This is a genomic window from Ketobacter sp. MCCC 1A13808 (genome assembly GCF_009746715.1).
In the GTDB taxonomy this organism is placed as follows: Bacteria; Pseudomonadota; Gammaproteobacteria; order Pseudomonadales; family Ketobacteraceae; genus Ketobacter.
This window is the reverse complement of the sequence record NZ_VRKW01000007.1, coordinates 81,504-97,131: the sequence shown is the minus strand read 5'-3', so window position 1 is coordinate 97,131 and position 15,628 is coordinate 81,504. Positions and strand designations below refer to the sequence as shown.

Sequence of the window (15,628 nt, the reverse complement as noted above, 5' to 3'; positions counted from 1 at the left end):
TCGCATAGTCAAGGTTGGGTAGATATCCTGTTTAGTCCCTTTCCCGTTTTTCTTGGTCTGAGGTCAAAACCTGTTTCAAATCCTCCAATCTTTGGCGGACGGCAACGCCATAACTCTTATCGTCTCCCCAAAGCTCAGAAAGTGCGAGCAGGGACGATTCATCGTGTTCACTGAAGCGAACCCCGGCGTGTTCCGCGGCCTGCTCATTCAGGCCCAGTAACTTAAGCGCATCCACACCCAAATGCAGAGCAGAGTCAAAGGTTTCGCGGCGAAAGCCGTTTATCTGTGTACGAATTAACTCGTAGGCATGGCGCCGATCGGTCGCTCGGGCCAGGATTTTAAGGTGGGGGAAATGGGTTTGCGCAGTCTTGATGATGGCCAGAGTTTTATCCGGTTCATCGACTGCGATAATCAGCAATTTGGCCTCTTTTGCACCTGCCGCGGCTAACAGATCCTTGCGCGCGGCATCCCCGAAAAACACTTTATTGCCGAAGCGCCTGACCATATCTACCTGTCCGGGACTGTGATCCAGTATCGTCAAATGGTAGCCCTGGGCGTGCAAAAGACGCCCTATGATCTGACCAAAGCGGCCATACCCTGCCAGGATTACCTCGCAGGTGGGTGCTATTTCGTCATCGTCCTTGGCGGCGTCGGGGTGTTGGCTGGGGCGGCCGAGGACGTATTCATACAGCAGTATCAGCAGAGGAGAGATCAACATAGATAGGGCCACTACCAAAGAAATGGTGTTTCCGAGCCCGGTGTTGAGCACATTGAATTGCTTGGCGCTGGATACCAGAACAAATGCGAATTCGCCGCCTTGTGCCAGCGCCAGGCTAAACAACAACCCGTGTTTGAATTCCATAGCGAACAGGCGCGCCAGTAAAGCCAGTACCGCAATTTTTATGGTTATCAAAGCCACCACAGAAACACCGATCAAAAGGGGTTGATCCTGCAGTAACTGAAAGTTGATGCCAGCTCCCACTGTAATAAAGAACAATCCGAGCAGCAGCCCTTTGAAGGGTTCGATATCCACTTCCAATTCATGCCGGAATTCACTTTCGGCCAATACCACACCAGCCAGAAAGCTACCCAGGGCAGGGGACAGTCCGATCGCCAGCATTAGGCAGGTGATGGCGACCACAATGAGCAAAGCAAATGCGGTAAAAATCTCGCGCAAACGGGTTTCAGCAATATAGCGAAAGATGGGAGAAGACAGGTATTTACCGCCCGCCACCAGCGCACCGATGGTAGCGGCGGTAATGGCAATCTGAATCCAGAGGGGAAAGTCGCTAATCCAGGTACGACTGTGCTCATCGTCCTGCGGGGTGGTGCTGCCTTCTAAAGCCAGCAAGGGCAATAGGGCAAGTATCGGGATCACCGCAATATCCTGGAACAGCAGCACCGAAAATGCGTTGCTGCCGGCTTGGGATTTCATCAGGCCGCGCTCCGTCAGCGATTGCAATACAATGGCGGTTGAAGAAAGCGCAAGGCATAAGCCTATGGCAAAGCTGGTGGTGACGCTGAGGTCGGTAAAGGCGATCAGAGTCAACTGTATTGCCAGGGCGGTCAGCCCCACCTGCAGACCGCCCAGGCCCAGAATTGAACGACGCAGTTGCCACAGTCGTCCCGGTCGCAATTCCAGGCCGATCAGAAACAGCATCATCACCACTCCGAATTCCGCAAAGTGCATGACATCGGTTTGGTCTCCCACCAGCTGCAAAAGATGCGGCCCAATGAGTGCTCCGGCCAGCAGATAACCCAGGACAGAGCCTAATCCCAGGCGTTGGGCAATGGGCACCGAGATTACGGCGGCACATAGATATATCAAGGCATTGATTAACATTGTTTTCGAGTTACTCTTTGGTGTTAAGGAACCGGATAGCCCCGTTGTACTGCCATTCTCGTATTGGTTCAAGTTGCGGTGCTGGCCAAGGTTCATATTATTTGCAGTAATAGACCTTAACCTGATAGGGTTCAAATTACCGACGTCGCCGCAGAGTCTATGTAAACGGACGCTTGCGGGTGGTTCCCGCTGCTTCGTTCATAATGAACGGTTGAAACAATTCCGAAAATGGTTACAGGAAATCTAGCTTACTTTGATAACAGAACCAGGACATTCCTCACCACCGCTTGCGCAAATCAAACCCCTGGTCGCTGTGACCGGTCCTCATAAAACCTTTCGTTTTGGCTGGTGGGCAACCCGATTCATGCTCGCCATCAGTGGCGTTCGTTCTGTTTATCTGACAGCTCGATCGGTGCTCCCGGATGAGCCCGTTCATGGCATCATTATTGGCGGCGGTGATGACATAGAGCCGGAGCATTATGGCGGCGAAGTATTACCGCGACGTCGCTACGATATTGAGCGCGACGAATTCGAAATCGGCATGATCCGTAAAGCGCTACAGGACAGTATTCCCATGCTGGGGATATGTCGCGGCGCACAGTTAATCAATGTCGTGTCCCGCGGCAGCTTGCATCAGAACATCCGTCCGTTGCGGCGCATTACTTCCAATCGCCGTAGTCTTCATCCGGTTAAGTGGGTGGACCTGGAAAGCACCAGCAGGTTGGCTGAAACCCTGGGCAGCAATAAAGTAAAGGTGAACAGTTTGCACGACCAGGCGATCGATCGTCTGGGTAACGGTTTGACCGTGGTGGGTCGTGATCGGGATGGTTTTGTGCAGGCGCTTGAAGGTAGCTTCGGTTTTCTGCTGGGGGTGCAATGGCATCCTGAGTATTTGCCCTATATGAAAAGTCAGCGCCGGTTATTCCGTTTGTTTACCGATGCGGTTCGCAATAGCGAGCGTGAATTGGTGTTAGGCCAATGAAAGTCAACGGGTAACAGGCGATCAGTGCAGACGGCATCTGCCGACTAATGTGAATTGCTCAGGCTCCCGCGCGTCGTCGCAATGGTTGTAGGAATTTATGGGCTGTGGGTTAATAGCGGACTGGAAAGACACCACCACTATAAGGAAGCCGGTCGATGCCTGCAGTTGAATCCGTTTTACTATCGGTAGCACGCATACTCACTTTCAAAGGGGATTATCCTCTTACCAGCGCCACCGGTTTTTTCTTTGAGCGTGAATCCCGCTTGTATCTGGTTACCTGCCGCCACGTGGTGGTGGACGAGAAGTCACACCATTACCCGGATCGTATAGAACTGGATTTTCATACCGATCCGGAAAACCTGGTGACTACTACAGCACTCTCGATATTGCTATACCACAAAAGCGATGCGATCTGGGTGGAAGCAAAAGATTCCAAAGGGGTTGTGGATATTGTCGCCATCGAAGTCGACCGAAAAGCCCTTCCCAAATCGACGCTTTATAGTGCTTTCTCTCCGACGCACTTGCAATTGCCCGAACAGCGGGTGGAGGTAGGAACCCCGTTGATGGTGGTGGGCTACCCGTTGGGTTTCCATGATTGGCTGCACCATATGGCCGTGGTACGTCATGCTATTGTGTCATCGTCTTTCGGTTTGCGTTTTCAGGGTATGGGTTACTTTATGACAGATGCGCGGATGCACCGCGGGTCCAGCGGGGCACCGGTGGTAATGCGGTCCCGTGATGCAGGCAGTGAGGCGTTGGGTGAGTTACCCTGGAAACTGTTGGGCGTGCATTCTGCCCGGCTTGATGTTGGCTCCCGGGATCAGCGGGAAGATGAAGCATTAGGGCTGAATTGTGCTTGGTACGCGGATATTCTGATGATCCTCACGGCGCGCTGAAGTTGAGCGCGCCGTGAGGATCCCGGAGTTGAGTTAGCTACCGGTTAACTTTTTCTTGGTGTCTTCCATCTGGGCTTTTGCTGCCGCAAGCAGGACGGAATTTTCCACCCGCACTTTGTAATCCGGAGCAATAAAAGAGAACGTTACTTTACCGTGCGGGTTGACCAGGATGGCTGCGGGCACGGGTAATAAATGGTGGGTTTGGCCTGAGTTTTTTTCCAGGTCAATGCCGTAGTCGACATACAGTTCGCGGGTCGCTGCATCCACTTCAAAAGCCAAGCCGAGCGCTTTACTCGCACTCATATCCGAGTCGGAAAGCAATTGGTAATTCAGCTCCAGTTTTGAGGTGGTCTTCTTTAAGTATTCCGGTTGATCCGGGCTAATTGCCAGAATCTGAAAGCCCATGTCCAATAGTTCTTTTTCGATCTCGCGCAAGTCCGCTAGGTGTGTGTTGCAGTAGGGACACCAGCTACCGCGGTAGAATATTAGCAGGGTCGGTTTTTCTTCGATGGATTCATTCAGGTCGAAGGTTTTCCCTTCAATTGTTTTCAGCTTAACGGGAGGAACCACTTGTCCCACCATAATAGGCTTAACGTCTTCTGCTTTTTGCGGAACAGTCTGAGCTGCCTGGGCAAAACTGCCCATGAACATTCCTATCAGGCTAATCAGAGCAACGAGCAGTGGCGTAGGGCGGGTCGGTTTATTCCTGTTACAGGGCATAGCAAAATCCTTGTCAGTTGACGTGAGCTAACTAATGAGCCCCCGCGGGCCGGCGTATTATAAGCCATAAGACCGGAACCGCGGAGTGAAGTTCATCACGTCAATGCCTGATCTATACCTTGTCTATGAGTTTCAAACGACGAATCCTTAAAAATCGATGGTGGCGGATATTGAAAGTGAGCGGGGCGCGCCTATGGTTAGATAGCCCGCTCCCGGAAAGCCGCCGGCGGAAGCCCAGTAGTTTTCGTCGGTCACGTTTTCCAGGCGGCCGCGCAGCGTTAGCAATTGATCATCCCACAAATCCATCACATAACGGGCGCCCAGGCCCAGGGTGCTCCAGTCGGGGACTTTCTGGGTGTTGGCGTCATCGGCATATTGCGCGCTGGTAAAAGAAAGGTCGCCTTCCAGGGTCAGTCCGTAGACCGCGTTAATATCCCATTCCAGTCCCAGGTTGGCTTGTGTATTTGGCGCACCGATGGCTTTCTTGCCATCCACGTCCGCATCCAGGAAGCTGGCACCACCCAGTACCCTAAGGCCCGGTTGCGCTTCGCCATAGAAGGATATTTCCAGGCCGCGATTGACCTGGTTATCCAATTCCACAAACACATTGTTGGCGTCCAGGCCGCTGATGGGCTTACGACTTTCAAACAGGCTGACCGCACCACCTATATTTCCCGAATCGAATTTCAATCCCAATTCGATCTGTTCGGTTGAGTAGGGTTCCAGTATGGCTCCAGCGTTGCCAACCGGTGCTCCGGAGGAGGTGGTGTCCGGTGCTTCTTCACCCTTCACCAGACCTTCAATATAATTCAAATAGGCAGAAACTTTCGGGTTGATCTTGTATACGACTCCGGCAATCGGCGTGGTTTTGCTCTCATCGTAGCGGTCGGTTTCAGCCCCGGTGTCATAATTAAAGGCGTAATCTTCAATGGTCTGGTTGCGCGCCCCCACGGTCAACAATAAGCGCTCCTGCATAAACGCCATTTCGTCAGCGATGGCGATGCTGGCGGTTTTCGTTTTAGCGGTAAGCAGTGGATTACTCATATCGCCGCCGGTGAAAAACGTGGTATCAGGCGTCGCGCTGGGAAACGGATTGTATATATTGCCGATTATGCTGCTAAACGCAGAAAATCCGTAGGCATTTTTGGATTCGCTGGAATAGACATTGGCGGACAACGTAGCCCGGTGATCGACTGACCCGGTTTTAAATTTCACGCGCAGTCCGGTTTCTCCGGTTTGAATGGCGTCTTCCCGCACGTTCTGAAAACCGGTTGCTGTGGAGTCACCATTGGTGTTGATGGTGGTCGGGTTGGAGAAAAATCCGCTTTCATCACCATCACGAATACCCGCTGCTACCCAGGCGGTCAGATGATCATTGAAATCGTATTCGGCACGCAACGTTCCGAATACGTCTTTCTCGTTCGAGTAATTCCAGGGTTGGGCAATGCTGTTTGACGCCACAGGGGTAACCGGAATGAGCAGCCCGGCGCCGATATTAATGCTTGGCTGACTTCTTTTCAGCTTGTGGTTTTGATAGCCAAAGTCGGCCGAGACTCGTAGCGACTCACCGCGGTAGTCGGCGCCGATGGCCGCCATGCCCAGCTCGGCGGACTCCCCATCCACCGCCGTATCCCCGTCATGCTGGCTGGCGTTGACGCGGACGCCGAAACGGCCATCGTCGCTGCGTCTTGACAGGTCAGTGCTGAGGTAAGCCTGAGTGCCATACTCGAGTCCTAAACTCACCTGGGTCAGGTCTTCATTGCCTGCCCTTTTTGGCACGATGTTCACGGCCCCACCGAGTCCGCTCCCACCGGGTGCAGCGCCGTTCAGGAAGGCGTTTGCCCCCCGCAAAACTTCTACACGTTCAACAAATTCAGTCGCCAGGTATTGTCTCGGTAATAATCCGTAAAGCCCGTTGTAACCGATATCATCGGAATAGATTGGCAGACCGCGCACGATATAAACTTGCTGGAAATTGCCAAAACCCCGGGCGACACGAACCGAGGGGTCTGTTTTCAGCACATCTCCAATATTGTCTGCTTGCTTGTCTTTAATGTATTCGTTGGTGTAACTGGTCACCGAGAAAGGGGAATCCATATTGCTTTGGGTGCCCAGAATCCCGATTTTTCCACCTTCGGCAACCTGGCCTCCGGCATAAGGTGAACTCAGCCCGTCCGCCGATGCATCTGCGCTGGCACTCACTTCAACAACGGGTAAAGTGGAGTCGGGTTCGGCTTCTGTCTCCGAGTAAACCTGAACAGACACAGTCAATCCGGACAATAAAGAAACGGTAGGGTAGAGCAATGATAAAAAGCGCGGTTGCATAGAGCTGGGTACCTTGTTGAAAGTGAATGGTGATCCATCACAACGAACGCACATCTTAATCAGGAAACTTGATCAACGCTTTGGCGTTTAGGTCGATGCCAGAGACAAATGTGGTACAGCTTTCCATAAAGAATAGGATGCAGATAGTAATGCTAAGTATAATTATTTGCAAATAGGTCTGTAACGCAATAAAGATGCGATGGCTTACCTGGGGCATCGAAAATACCGCTGCTGCCCAACAGTGTTAAAGTAATTGGCGGTGAGGCGTGAGCGGATGGGGTGTTATCCCGGTTTGTCCCGGGGGGCGAAACCCTTCCCATAGTCGATAATTATCGCGGTTAGTAGGCTGTCAGTTTTATGAGAAGTATTATGAGTTTCTTCGGCGTATATGCACCCCAATATAGAAGGTACAGTGCACGTCGCTTCGCTTCTGCTAAGGCGTTTGCTGAAGCGCAGGGGTCTACGATGTACGAATACACGCATTTTTATATTGAGGGGAAATGGGTTCATCCTGAAATAGAAAGGACGATTGAAGTAATCAACCCGAGTACAGAGCGTTGCGTCGGGCTTATTTCTCTAGGCAGCAATGCGGACGTTAATAAAGCGGTGTACGCCGCAAAAATGGCGTTTGCTTCCTATTCACAAACCAGTGTCGATCAGCGTGTGGCCTGGCTGGAAGCAATTATTGCCGGTTACCAGAGGCGGATAAACGATATCGCTGAAGCGATCTGCGCTGAAATGGGGGCTCCCATTACTTTGGCGAACTCGGCTCATGCACCGTCAGGGCTTGCGCACTTTATGCAGGCATTGGCGACGCTAAAACAGTATGCGTTTGAAGAGTATCGGGGGAGCACCTGCCTGCGAAAAGAACCCGTGGGTGTTTGTGCGTTAATAACTCCTTGGAATTGGCCCATTAACCAAATCGCTTGCAAAGTGGCCCCGGCTTTGGCTGCCGGATGCACGATGGTGTTGAAGCCCAGTGAGATTGCCCCGTTTGATGCCGCTATTCTAACGGAAATCATTGATGAGGCGGGGTTGCCTCACGGTGTGTTTAATTTGGTTAACGGTGACGGGCCGGGTGTGGGGCGTGCACTGTCTGCACACCCTGATGTGGATATGGTGTCCTTTACCGGCAGCACTCGGGCGGGAATTGAAATTGCTAAAAATGCGGCGAATACGGTAAAACGGATCACCCAGGAGTTGGGTGGTAAATCGGCCAATATTCTTTTGCACGATGCCGATTTTGAAACTGCGGTCAGTTCGGGAGTGAGAAGTTGCTTCGTGAACAGTGGACAAAGTTGTAACGCGCCAACGCGTATGCTGGTGCCAGCATCTAAATTAGACCGGGTGACTGAAATAGCGAAAGCGGCGGCGCAGAATATTGAACCTAAAGACGCCGCTTTGGCTGAGTCAAGGTTGGGGCCGGTGGCCAGTAAAGCGCAATACGATAAAGTTCAGAGACTGATAAAAAAAGCCATTGAAGAAGGCGCTGACCTGGTGGTGGGCGGCAGCGGAAAACCGGAAGGAATGCAAACGGGGTATTTTGTGAAGCCAACCATATTCAGTAATGTGTCCAGCAGCATGACCATTGCTCAGGACGAAGTCTTCGGGCCGGTATTAGCGATACTGCCATATAAGGATGAAGCGGAGGCCATAGCGATCGCAAATGACACGCTCTACGGATTATCCGGTTATGTGTCAGGAGAGCCCGAGCACGCTCGACGGGTTGCCAAACAGATTCGTACGGGTACCGTACATATCAACGGGGCTTCGGTGGATTATTGCAGTCCTTTCGGTGGCTACAAACAAAGTGGTAATGGGCGGGAGTGGGGCCTGGAAGGCTTCGAGGCGTTTCTTGAAGTGAAAACCATGCTGGGCTATCGCGAGGTCCAGGTTGACTAGCGGTCTGATTTTGCAGGGCCAGCATCTTCAGGCGTTTACCATAGTTGCACGCTGTGCGTTATCAAATAAGGAATCTGTATGCCGATCGATTTTCAATTAATCTGGCTCCATTTTTATAAACTGGCCATTGCTTTTGTGTTGGCGCTGCCGATTGCGTTGAACCGGGAATATCGGGCCGAAGGAGCCGGGTTCCGCACCTTTCCGTTGGTGGCCATTGCCTCTTGTGCGTTTATGTTGGTGGGTATGGATGTATTTCCGCCGGGCGACGCTCAAGCCAGGGTGCTTTATGGAATAATCACCGGTATGGGATTTATCGGAGGCGGCTCGATCGTTAAACATTCCGGTAAAGTGGGGGGAACCGCCACGGCGGCCGGCCTTTGGAATACCGGGGCTATCGGGATCTCGGTGGCCTATCAGCGCTACGAAATTGCGATTGTGCTGTCGGTGATGGGGTTTCTTATTTTTCAGTTTTCCGACCCGCTCAAAAAGCGAAAAGGTGATTGAGTCGCAACGTTTAATGGGGCGCTTCATTTGTTTTTCCCTAATAGGCCGATTATCAAAGCGCCCAATGCAGCCCCTGCGATAAAACGCCCCATGCGGCGTCCTGCGGTTCGGGCGAAGGTGCTGTTGCCCCTGATTTGTGGTAACACGCTGACCTTATTCATTCTTAATTGTTCGATGGTCTGGCTTAGTTGTTCATGCAGCTGTTTCGTATCGAGGTCCAGTGCTTCCGCCGCCTGATACATCTGATCCACTGAAAAAGCCGATTTACCACTTTCCAGGCGACTATAGCTGGCCTGTGATAATCCCATTCGGGCGGCCATTTCGGATTGCTCTATCTCCTGATCTTTTCGCTGATTGGCTAACAGCACGCCGAGTACGGCTGAAAAGGTGGTTTGTTCAGTACTCATAACTAGGCTCTAACGATAATGGGTGATTGACAAAGCCAATCGATTACGTCTAACGTATATGCGTTAGACGTAATCATAAAGGGTTTTAGTGGATGAATGCCAGTCTTGAGGCGGGAGATTTGTTGTATCGGCGTAAAGGCCTGGTGCAGCATGCGGGGGTGTATATCGGCAATGGGCAGGTACTGCATAATCGCCCGGGTGGTGGAGTAGCGATCGAGGATTTTCAGCAGTTTGCAGACAATAAGCCGGTTAAAGTGGTGCGGGTGTCCCGCGAAAACGTGGATCTGCTGACAGAACGACTGCACGAAATTCTGGATAAGTCGGCTGGCTATCATTTGTTAGCGAATAATTGCGAGCATTTGGCCATGCTGCTGATTAAGGGCCGCCAGCATAGCCCACAGGTAAGAAGCGTGCTGCTGGGTATGATGTCCGGTGCCTTGGCCGGCAGCCGGTTACGCGGTAAAGCCTGGATATTTACCGCTTTAGCCGGAGGCGTGGGCGGATTGTTGTTTTGCAACAGCACCCGTAAGTACGACTCAATCGTTCTCGCGGCACAATCGATAGAATATCAAGCTGCCCACAATACCGAATACTAAAAATGCTGCGGTCAGAGGCACTGGAGTACCGTCATAGGCTTGCCCGACCAACGTTCCCACTGGCACGGCGAGGGTGGTCGAGACGGCGCCGCAGACCGATGCTCCCAGACCCGCGATATGCCCCAGAGGTTTCATGGCCAGGGCATTCAGGTTACCGAACTGCAAACCCAGGGAGAAAAACAAAGGGAGACAATAGGTCAGAAATAACCACAATGGCGGATGGTTCTGGAATACCAATATGAAGATCGGCAGCATAATCGCGGACAAAATAGTTTGGATAATCAACGCGCTCATGCTGACAGAATTAACGCCGTACCGTACCACCAGCTTTGAATTGACGATCGATGCAAAGCCGATTGCCAATGCGATCATTGCGAAATAGAACGGAAACGCTTTTCCGGTTTGATAATGGTCCACAAAAATTTGTTGGGCGCTGCCCAGGTAGCCGACAAAGCCTCCGAACACCATGCCCATAACCAGGATCGCCCCCACCGTTAGCTTTTCTCCCGCTATGAATTTTATGCCGGTTAAAAAGTCGCGCGGTGTCAGCCCGTTGCGGTTTTCCGGCGCCAGCGTTTCGGGTTGCCGGAGAGCAAACCAGGTCAGTGTGACGAACCCGTATATCAGAATCACTAAAAAGATCATATGCCAGGAGCCGAGCAGTAAAATGCCCTGGCCCATTAAGGGGGCCAGCGCCGGTATTAGAATAAACACTGCCATAATGAAGGACATGACTTGCGCCATGGTCGTGCCCTGAAAGCGGTCGCGGATCACCGCCATCATCACAATGCGCGGACTGGCAGCACCCAACCCCTGAAGAAAGCGACCCACCAGCATCAGATAAAAAGTGGGCGCAAACAGACAGATAACCGTTCCGATAAAGAAGATAAAAAAACCGGTGTAGATGGCAGGCTTGCGTCCGGTGGCATCCGACATGGGGCCATAAACCAACTGGCCGATACCGAGGCCGAGGAAAAGCAACGTGATCACCAATTGCTGATCGTTGTTATCGCTGAGTGCGAATTCCTGACCGATATCAGGAAGGGCGGGAAGCATGGCATCGATGGATAATGCGACCAGTGAAATCATGGCCGCAGCGATAGCAACGAACTCTGCCAGTGGGGCTGCTTTCATAGACAGCCCACCTGTGTTGGATTATAAGGCCTGGCTGAGTGCGGGTCCGACCAGATGCGGGAACAGATATTGATTAACGTCGAGCTTGGGTTTGTAATGAACAAATAAACCACCGAGAGTTGTGAACACGCGTGCCAGCATTATGAATTCAGCTGGCAATTTTTCTACCGGATCGGCTTCGGCTTTCATCATTAGCTCTTTCGCCTGTGCAGCTATCTCGGCAGGCGTGGGCCAGTAACCGTCTTCGCTGCTCAGTTTGAATGCGGCCTTTTGTATTTGAGATAAAAGGGCGTCCGCAAATGCCAATAATGTATCCGGATTGCCACTGCGGGTTTTGAAGCCCATCTTTAGCAAAGTGGTGGACATGGTATCACGTTCGCCCATTAATGCAGCACCCAGTACCTGAAAGTAGCCCTCACGAAATTCGTCGGTCAACTGCATAGTGCAGCCGAAATCCAGCAATACGAGTTCATTATTGGCGGTGACCAGAAAATTTCCTGGATGGGGGTCAGCCTGGAATACGCCGGATTGAAGCACTTGACGCAAATACAGATCCAGTAAGCGGCCCAACAAATCGGACACACCGGCAAAATCACCGTCAGCCTGTCGCTGGTCCAGCGCGGTCATCAGGGGTGTGCCGTCGATAAACTGACTCACCAGAACCTTTTTGGTGTTGTAGCGGGCAATAGGGTGGGGCACCACCACACCGTTAACCGGTTCCAGAAAATCGGCAATTTGTTGCATCCATTTTGCTTCAGTCCGGTAGTCCAGTTCTTCACGAATGGAACGCTCGATTTCTCCGGTGATGGTGTCAAGATCAGTGGGCGGCAGCATGGATTCGATGCTGTTGGCGAACAGTTTCAGCATGCCCATGTCCAAATCCATAATGTGCTCCAGGCCCGGTCGTTGAACCTTAACGGCTACCCGGCGTCCATCATGGAGTTGCGCGCTGTGCACCTGTCCTATGCTGGCTGCAGCAATGGGTTGTTGGTCAAATGAAAGGAATAGGTTTTCCAGCGTATCTTGCAACTCCGCTTCTATGGTGCTGCGAATATCGCTGAACGGAACCGGTTTTGCCTGGTCCTGTAGCACCCGCAACTCTTCTATCCAGGGCTTGGGTAGAATATCAGCCCGGGCTGATAGCAACTGACCGACCTTGAGGAAGGCGCCGCCTTGTGTCAGCGAAACGTCCCGGAATAAGCGGGCATTTTTTCGGTGCAGCTTATTAAAAGCGCGTTCCGTTTTGCGGTGTGGGATAAACGCAGATCTAATTCCCCACAACCGGTAGCTCCCGACTACTTTAGTCAGCATCCATCCGGTTTGTTTCATACGTTGAACCCGTTCGGGCCATTGCGCAGCCTGTGCCGCAATCGCTTGATACTCTTCGCGCGCACCCTCTGCACCCTGCGCTAATTTCTTCCAGGCGGTTACGGCCTGTTCGGCCAATTCCCGGCCCTGCCAAACTGTTTGTTCCAGGGCCGAAAGTGAGGCATTCATTACATTCAGCCATACCCGAAGGCCGTCCTGTCGGGGCGGCTGTGTTGAGGTTGTATCCATATTGTGCTCCTGGTCGTATGCACTTTGGTCAGTCGGTTTTGACTTTGTCATTTTTTGTAATACAAATTAAGTTATAAAAAAACCGGATCAACCGGTTGCTCGACGATATATAAAATCGTCTTCAACAATAAGGGCTAAAGCTTTTCAATGCAGTCTCCGCATAGCCAGACGGGGGCGGTACCTGGTTGCTGGCTCAGGCCTCGATAGGCCCGCTGCCCGCGTTTTAGTTGTGCGGCACATTCAATGCACAGCCCCGGTTTATTAACAATAACATCTTGCCAGGCTTCGATATTTTCAAGGGCCGGCTCCGTTGCCTGTGTTTTTTGCGGCGCATCGCCGTCACCACGAACACTGGCTGCAACCCGTTTGGCATCGCGGCTCACCTGTTCCACCAGTGCGCTGGAATCGGCAACAATATGATCCACTAGCGTAAAAGTATCCTCCAGAACATTCCGGATCAGATGAGATACTGACATACGTCGTTTTTCAGCGGCCTGTTTTAAGGTGGTTTCCAGGTCCTCCGGCACCCGAGCCTGAATAATCCGGTCCTTACGCTCTTCGTCCGACGCAGGTTTACGCCCGCGCCGGCGGGGTGATCCAGCGTCGCCCCGTGCTGGGCGATGTCTCGATGAAGGCTTGTGTGGCAAAGCCGTTACTCCTGGGACTGATGGGGGCAGGGACTCAGCCCTGAATTATTGTCATACAAAATATAACGGTAATTGGAGTGAGTCAATAGTCAGTGCTGAATGAACGGTCGGGAGGGGGTAAACAACTTTGTTTAGTTTGCACGTTTATGTGAGTTGCCAACGGCAACGCAACGATTGCGGCCTTGGTCTTTAGCTTGATATAGAGCGGAATCAGCCAATTGAATCAAGCCGGTCGGACGGAACGCCTGGTCCGGCACAACGGTGGCTATTCCCAAACTGGCGCTGATCGGCACGCGAATGCCCTGATGGGTGAATTCCAGGGATTGGATCGTGGTTCTTATTTTTTCTGCTACCGTAAACGCTTCTGCAGCATTCGTGTCCGGCAGTATGACCGCAAATTCCTCACCGCCGTAGCGCGCCACTAAATCACTTTTACGCGATATTCCATTTTGCAAAGCCAGTGCCACTGTACGCAGGCATTCATCTCCCACCAGGTGGCCATAATTGTCGTTAAATTGCTTGAAGTGGTCGATATCAATAAGTATTAGTGCAAGCGGTTTTTGTGACCGACTCGCACGGGTAATTTCTCTGTCAAGTACGTCATCGAAATAGCGACGGTTATGGACTTGAGTCAGCGAGTCTGTAACGGACAGTTTCGACATTTCCTTGTTCGCTAACTGGAGATCGCGCATCGCTTGGTGAAGCTCCTGCGTTCGCACCTGTACCCGTTTTTCTAAATCCAGGTTGGTTTCTTTTTCAAGTTTCAGGATATGTTCTTGCGCCCTTATTTTGTTTTCCCGCTCTCTGCTGATCTCCATCTGCAGAATCAGCGTTTCCTGTTGCTGCTGTTCCCGGTGCAAGCGCTCCCGGTTGATGCGGGCGGCTAACGCGATTGAGAGTAAGAGCATTTCAGCCAAAAAACCGGCCATTTGACAATATTCTGTAATTTCACTGTAAGGAGTAAAACCGGCAATCATCGAAAGGGTGGCCATGGTGAATACGATCAACGTTCCCCAGGCAACGGCGTAGTATCGGGCAGATATACTGCCAAGCGCTAGCAGCCATATAGTACCGATTACGGCACAAATGCAGGTTATTAATGAGCTTTCCAAGGCAAAGCTGGGGAACCAGCCAAGGAACACGAGGCTAAGCAGCCCGAGTGCCCAGTAGCCGACAATGACGTACCAGGCAATGGTTATCCATTTGGTGTAGGACTTTATTTCCAAAAATTCGCGAAAGAACAATGCTGCGCTAAAGAAACAGAGGTTCACGCCCAGAGCAAAGCCATTCTTGTGCATCCAGGGCAAGGTGTCCCACACATAGCGGCTGCCTATACCGGTCATCCCCAATTCATAGATGATGACTGAAATGGCATAGAACGTGTAATAAAAGTAGGTTTTTTCCCGCGTAAATATAAATAGCGACAGGTTGTATAAGGTGAGTGACAGCAGTGCGCCAAACGCCAGAAAATACCAGTTTAAGAGATTGGCATGTGCGGTTGTAAATACCTCTTGCTGCCAAATGAATATCGGTAGGAATATTTGATTCTGGCATTTAATGCGCAGGAATAATTCGGTGGATTGACCTGGTTCCAGATTGATATAAAACAGTTGGCTCGAGCTTTTTTGTCCTTTTTCCGCCAACGTGTATTGATCGGCTGCCTGGTTACCATAGCGCTCATATAATGCAATTTCCTCAAAATTGTTCCAACGGATTTCGATAAGACGCCTGACCTTAGTCGCCATTGTGTTGTGCAACTCAAAGCGGAACCACATAGGCGACGTTTGCATGCCAATGTTGATGGTTTTGCTGTGTATTTGTTGCCATTGAATCGAGGAGTCTGAAATAATCTGTGCCGGATCGAGACTTTCATGTTCTACGAAGTACGCGGTGTGTTTTGCTTGCAGGTTAATGCGGGGTGAATCGCCGATCCGGATAATTTCATTGGGCTGTACAGCAAAAGCCGATGGCGACAGCGCCAAGGCAATCACCATCAGGTGTAACAGCGTTAATGCGGACCATAAAACTCGAATCACGTGATGCGCAACTACTCAGAAAGGAATACTTCCAGTATAGGAGCAAGCGGCAACCTGGCACGGGGTATTAAAAATAGAT

The 15,628-nt window shown here is 51.5% G+C and carries 13 protein-coding genes; 5 read left to right on the top strand and 8 right to left on the bottom strand.

Annotated features, from left to right (window positions below; genetic code table 11):
* Positions 1 to 31 precede the first annotated feature (31 nt).
* Positions 32 to 1,843 carry a monovalent cation:proton antiporter-2 (CPA2) family protein gene (locus FT643_RS14015; RefSeq protein WP_156872034.1) on the bottom strand — a complete coding sequence of 604 codons (1,812 nt, stop codon included), beginning with the start codon at positions 1,841 to 1,843 and terminating at the stop codon, positions 32 to 34.
* 253 nt (positions 1,844 to 2,096) lie between these two features.
* Here FT643_RS14015 and FT643_RS14010 point away from each other — a divergent pair, with 253 nt between their 5' ends.
* Positions 2,097 to 2,825 (top strand): gamma-glutamyl-gamma-aminobutyrate hydrolase family protein, encoded by a 729-nt coding sequence (locus FT643_RS14010; protein WP_232340212.1) that lies wholly within the window; start codon positions 2,097 to 2,099, stop codon positions 2,823 to 2,825.
* Between the two features lie 155 nt (positions 2,826 to 2,980).
* Positions 2,981 to 3,721 (top strand): S1 family peptidase, encoded by a 741-nt coding sequence (locus tag FT643_RS14005; protein WP_156872033.1) that lies wholly within the window; start codon positions 2,981 to 2,983, stop codon positions 3,719 to 3,721.
* A 33-nt stretch (positions 3,722 to 3,754) separates the two neighbouring features.
* On the opposite strand, the gene FT643_RS14000 is transcribed toward FT643_RS14005, so the two are convergent.
* Both FT643_RS14000 and FT643_RS13995 read right to left on the bottom strand, forming a co-directional pair.
* On the bottom strand, positions 3,755 to 4,441 hold the full coding sequence (locus FT643_RS14000) for a peroxiredoxin-like family protein (RefSeq protein ID WP_198043540.1): 687 nt from the start codon (positions 4,439 to 4,441) through the stop codon (positions 3,755 to 3,757).
* 147 nt (positions 4,442 to 4,588) lie between these two features.
* Positions 4,589 to 6,766 (bottom strand): TonB-dependent receptor, encoded by a 2,178-nt coding sequence (locus FT643_RS13995; protein ID WP_156872032.1) that lies wholly within the window; start codon positions 6,764 to 6,766, stop codon positions 4,589 to 4,591.
* Between the two features lie 465 nt (positions 6,767 to 7,231).
* Between FT643_RS13995 and FT643_RS13990 the strand changes: the two genes are divergently transcribed.
* Complete coding sequence (locus FT643_RS13990) at positions 7,232 to 8,668, top strand: aldehyde dehydrogenase family protein (protein WP_156872031.1); 1,437 nt, start codon at positions 7,232 to 7,234, stop codon at positions 8,666 to 8,668.
* Positions 8,669 to 8,746: 78 nt separating this feature from the next.
* The gene (locus FT643_RS13985; protein WP_156872030.1) at positions 8,747 to 9,172 is read left to right on the top strand and encodes an MgtC/SapB family protein; all 426 of its coding nucleotides are present in this window, start codon (positions 8,747 to 8,749) and stop codon (positions 9,170 to 9,172) included.
* A 23-nt stretch (positions 9,173 to 9,195) separates the two neighbouring features.
* Here FT643_RS13985 and FT643_RS13980 read toward each other — a convergent pair whose 3' ends face one another.
* Positions 9,196 to 9,579 (bottom strand): helix-turn-helix domain-containing protein, encoded by a 384-nt coding sequence (locus FT643_RS13980; RefSeq protein ID WP_156872029.1) that lies wholly within the window; start codon positions 9,577 to 9,579, stop codon positions 9,196 to 9,198.
* 92 nt (positions 9,580 to 9,671) lie between these two features.
* Here FT643_RS13980 and FT643_RS13975 point away from each other — a divergent pair, with 92 nt between their 5' ends.
* On the top strand, positions 9,672 to 10,175 hold the full coding sequence (locus tag FT643_RS13975; protein ID WP_156872028.1) for a lecithin retinol acyltransferase family protein: 504 nt from the start codon (positions 9,672 to 9,674) through the stop codon (positions 10,173 to 10,175).
* On the opposite strand, the gene FT643_RS13970 is transcribed toward FT643_RS13975, so the two are convergent.
* The 4 genes from FT643_RS13970 to FT643_RS13955 all read right to left on the bottom strand — a co-directional run bounded on the left by FT643_RS13970 (position 10,116) and on the right by FT643_RS13955 (position 15,549).
* Positions 10,116 to 11,309, bottom strand: a complete 1,194-nt coding sequence (locus FT643_RS13970) for a multidrug effflux MFS transporter (RefSeq protein ID WP_156872027.1) — start codon at positions 11,307 to 11,309, stop codon at positions 10,116 to 10,118. The genes FT643_RS13975 and FT643_RS13970 overlap by 60 nt on opposite strands.
* Positions 11,310 to 11,330: 21 nt before the next feature.
* Entirely contained in the window at positions 11,331 to 12,866 is a 1,536-nt protein-coding gene (locus FT643_RS13965; RefSeq protein WP_198043539.1) for an ABC1 kinase family protein, read from the bottom strand.
* Positions 12,867 to 13,000: 134 nt separating this feature from the next.
* Positions 13,001 to 13,513: a hypothetical protein gene (locus FT643_RS13960; protein ID WP_156872025.1), complete on the bottom strand. Its 513-nt coding sequence runs from the start codon at positions 13,511 to 13,513 to the stop codon at positions 13,001 to 13,003.
* Between the two features lie 131 nt (positions 13,514 to 13,644).
* Entirely contained in the window at positions 13,645 to 15,549 is a 1,905-nt protein-coding gene (locus tag FT643_RS13955) for a sensor domain-containing diguanylate cyclase (RefSeq protein ID WP_156872024.1), read from the bottom strand.
* Between the last annotated feature and the right edge of the window lie 79 nt (positions 15,550 to 15,628).

What these genes read in the sequence shown, in the direction of transcription:
- FT643_RS14015 (WP_156872034.1), bottom strand. Translation starts at nt 1,843, where the DNA reads ATGTTAATCAATGCCTTGATATATCTATGTGCCGCCGTAATCTCGGTG.
- FT643_RS14005 (WP_156872033.1), top strand. Translation starts at nt 2,981, where the DNA reads ATGCCTGCAGTTGAATCCGTTTTACTATCGGTAGCACGCATACTCACT.
- FT643_RS14000 (WP_198043540.1), bottom strand. Translation starts at nt 4,441, where the DNA reads ATGCCCTGTAACAGGAATAAACCGACCCGCCCTACGCCACTGCTCGTT.
- FT643_RS13995 (WP_156872032.1), bottom strand. Translation starts at nt 6,766, where the DNA reads ATGCAACCGCGCTTTTTATCATTGCTCTACCCTACCGTTTCTTTATTG.
- FT643_RS13990 (WP_156872031.1), top strand. Translation starts at nt 7,232, where the DNA reads ATGTACGAATACACGCATTTTTATATTGAGGGGAAATGGGTTCATCCT.
- FT643_RS13985 (WP_156872030.1), top strand. Translation starts at nt 8,747, where the DNA reads ATGCCGATCGATTTTCAATTAATCTGGCTCCATTTTTATAAACTGGCC.
- FT643_RS13980 (WP_156872029.1), bottom strand. Translation starts at nt 9,579, where the DNA reads ATGAGTACTGAACAAACCACCTTTTCAGCCGTACTCGGCGTGCTGTTA.
- FT643_RS13975 (WP_156872028.1), top strand. Translation starts at nt 9,672, where the DNA reads ATGAATGCCAGTCTTGAGGCGGGAGATTTGTTGTATCGGCGTAAAGGC.
- FT643_RS13970 (WP_156872027.1), bottom strand. Translation starts at nt 11,309, where the DNA reads ATGAAAGCAGCCCCACTGGCAGAGTTCGTTGCTATCGCTGCGGCCATG.
- FT643_RS13965 (WP_198043539.1), bottom strand. Translation starts at nt 12,866, where the DNA reads ATGGATACAACCTCAACACAGCCGCCCCGACAGGACGGCCTTCGGGTA.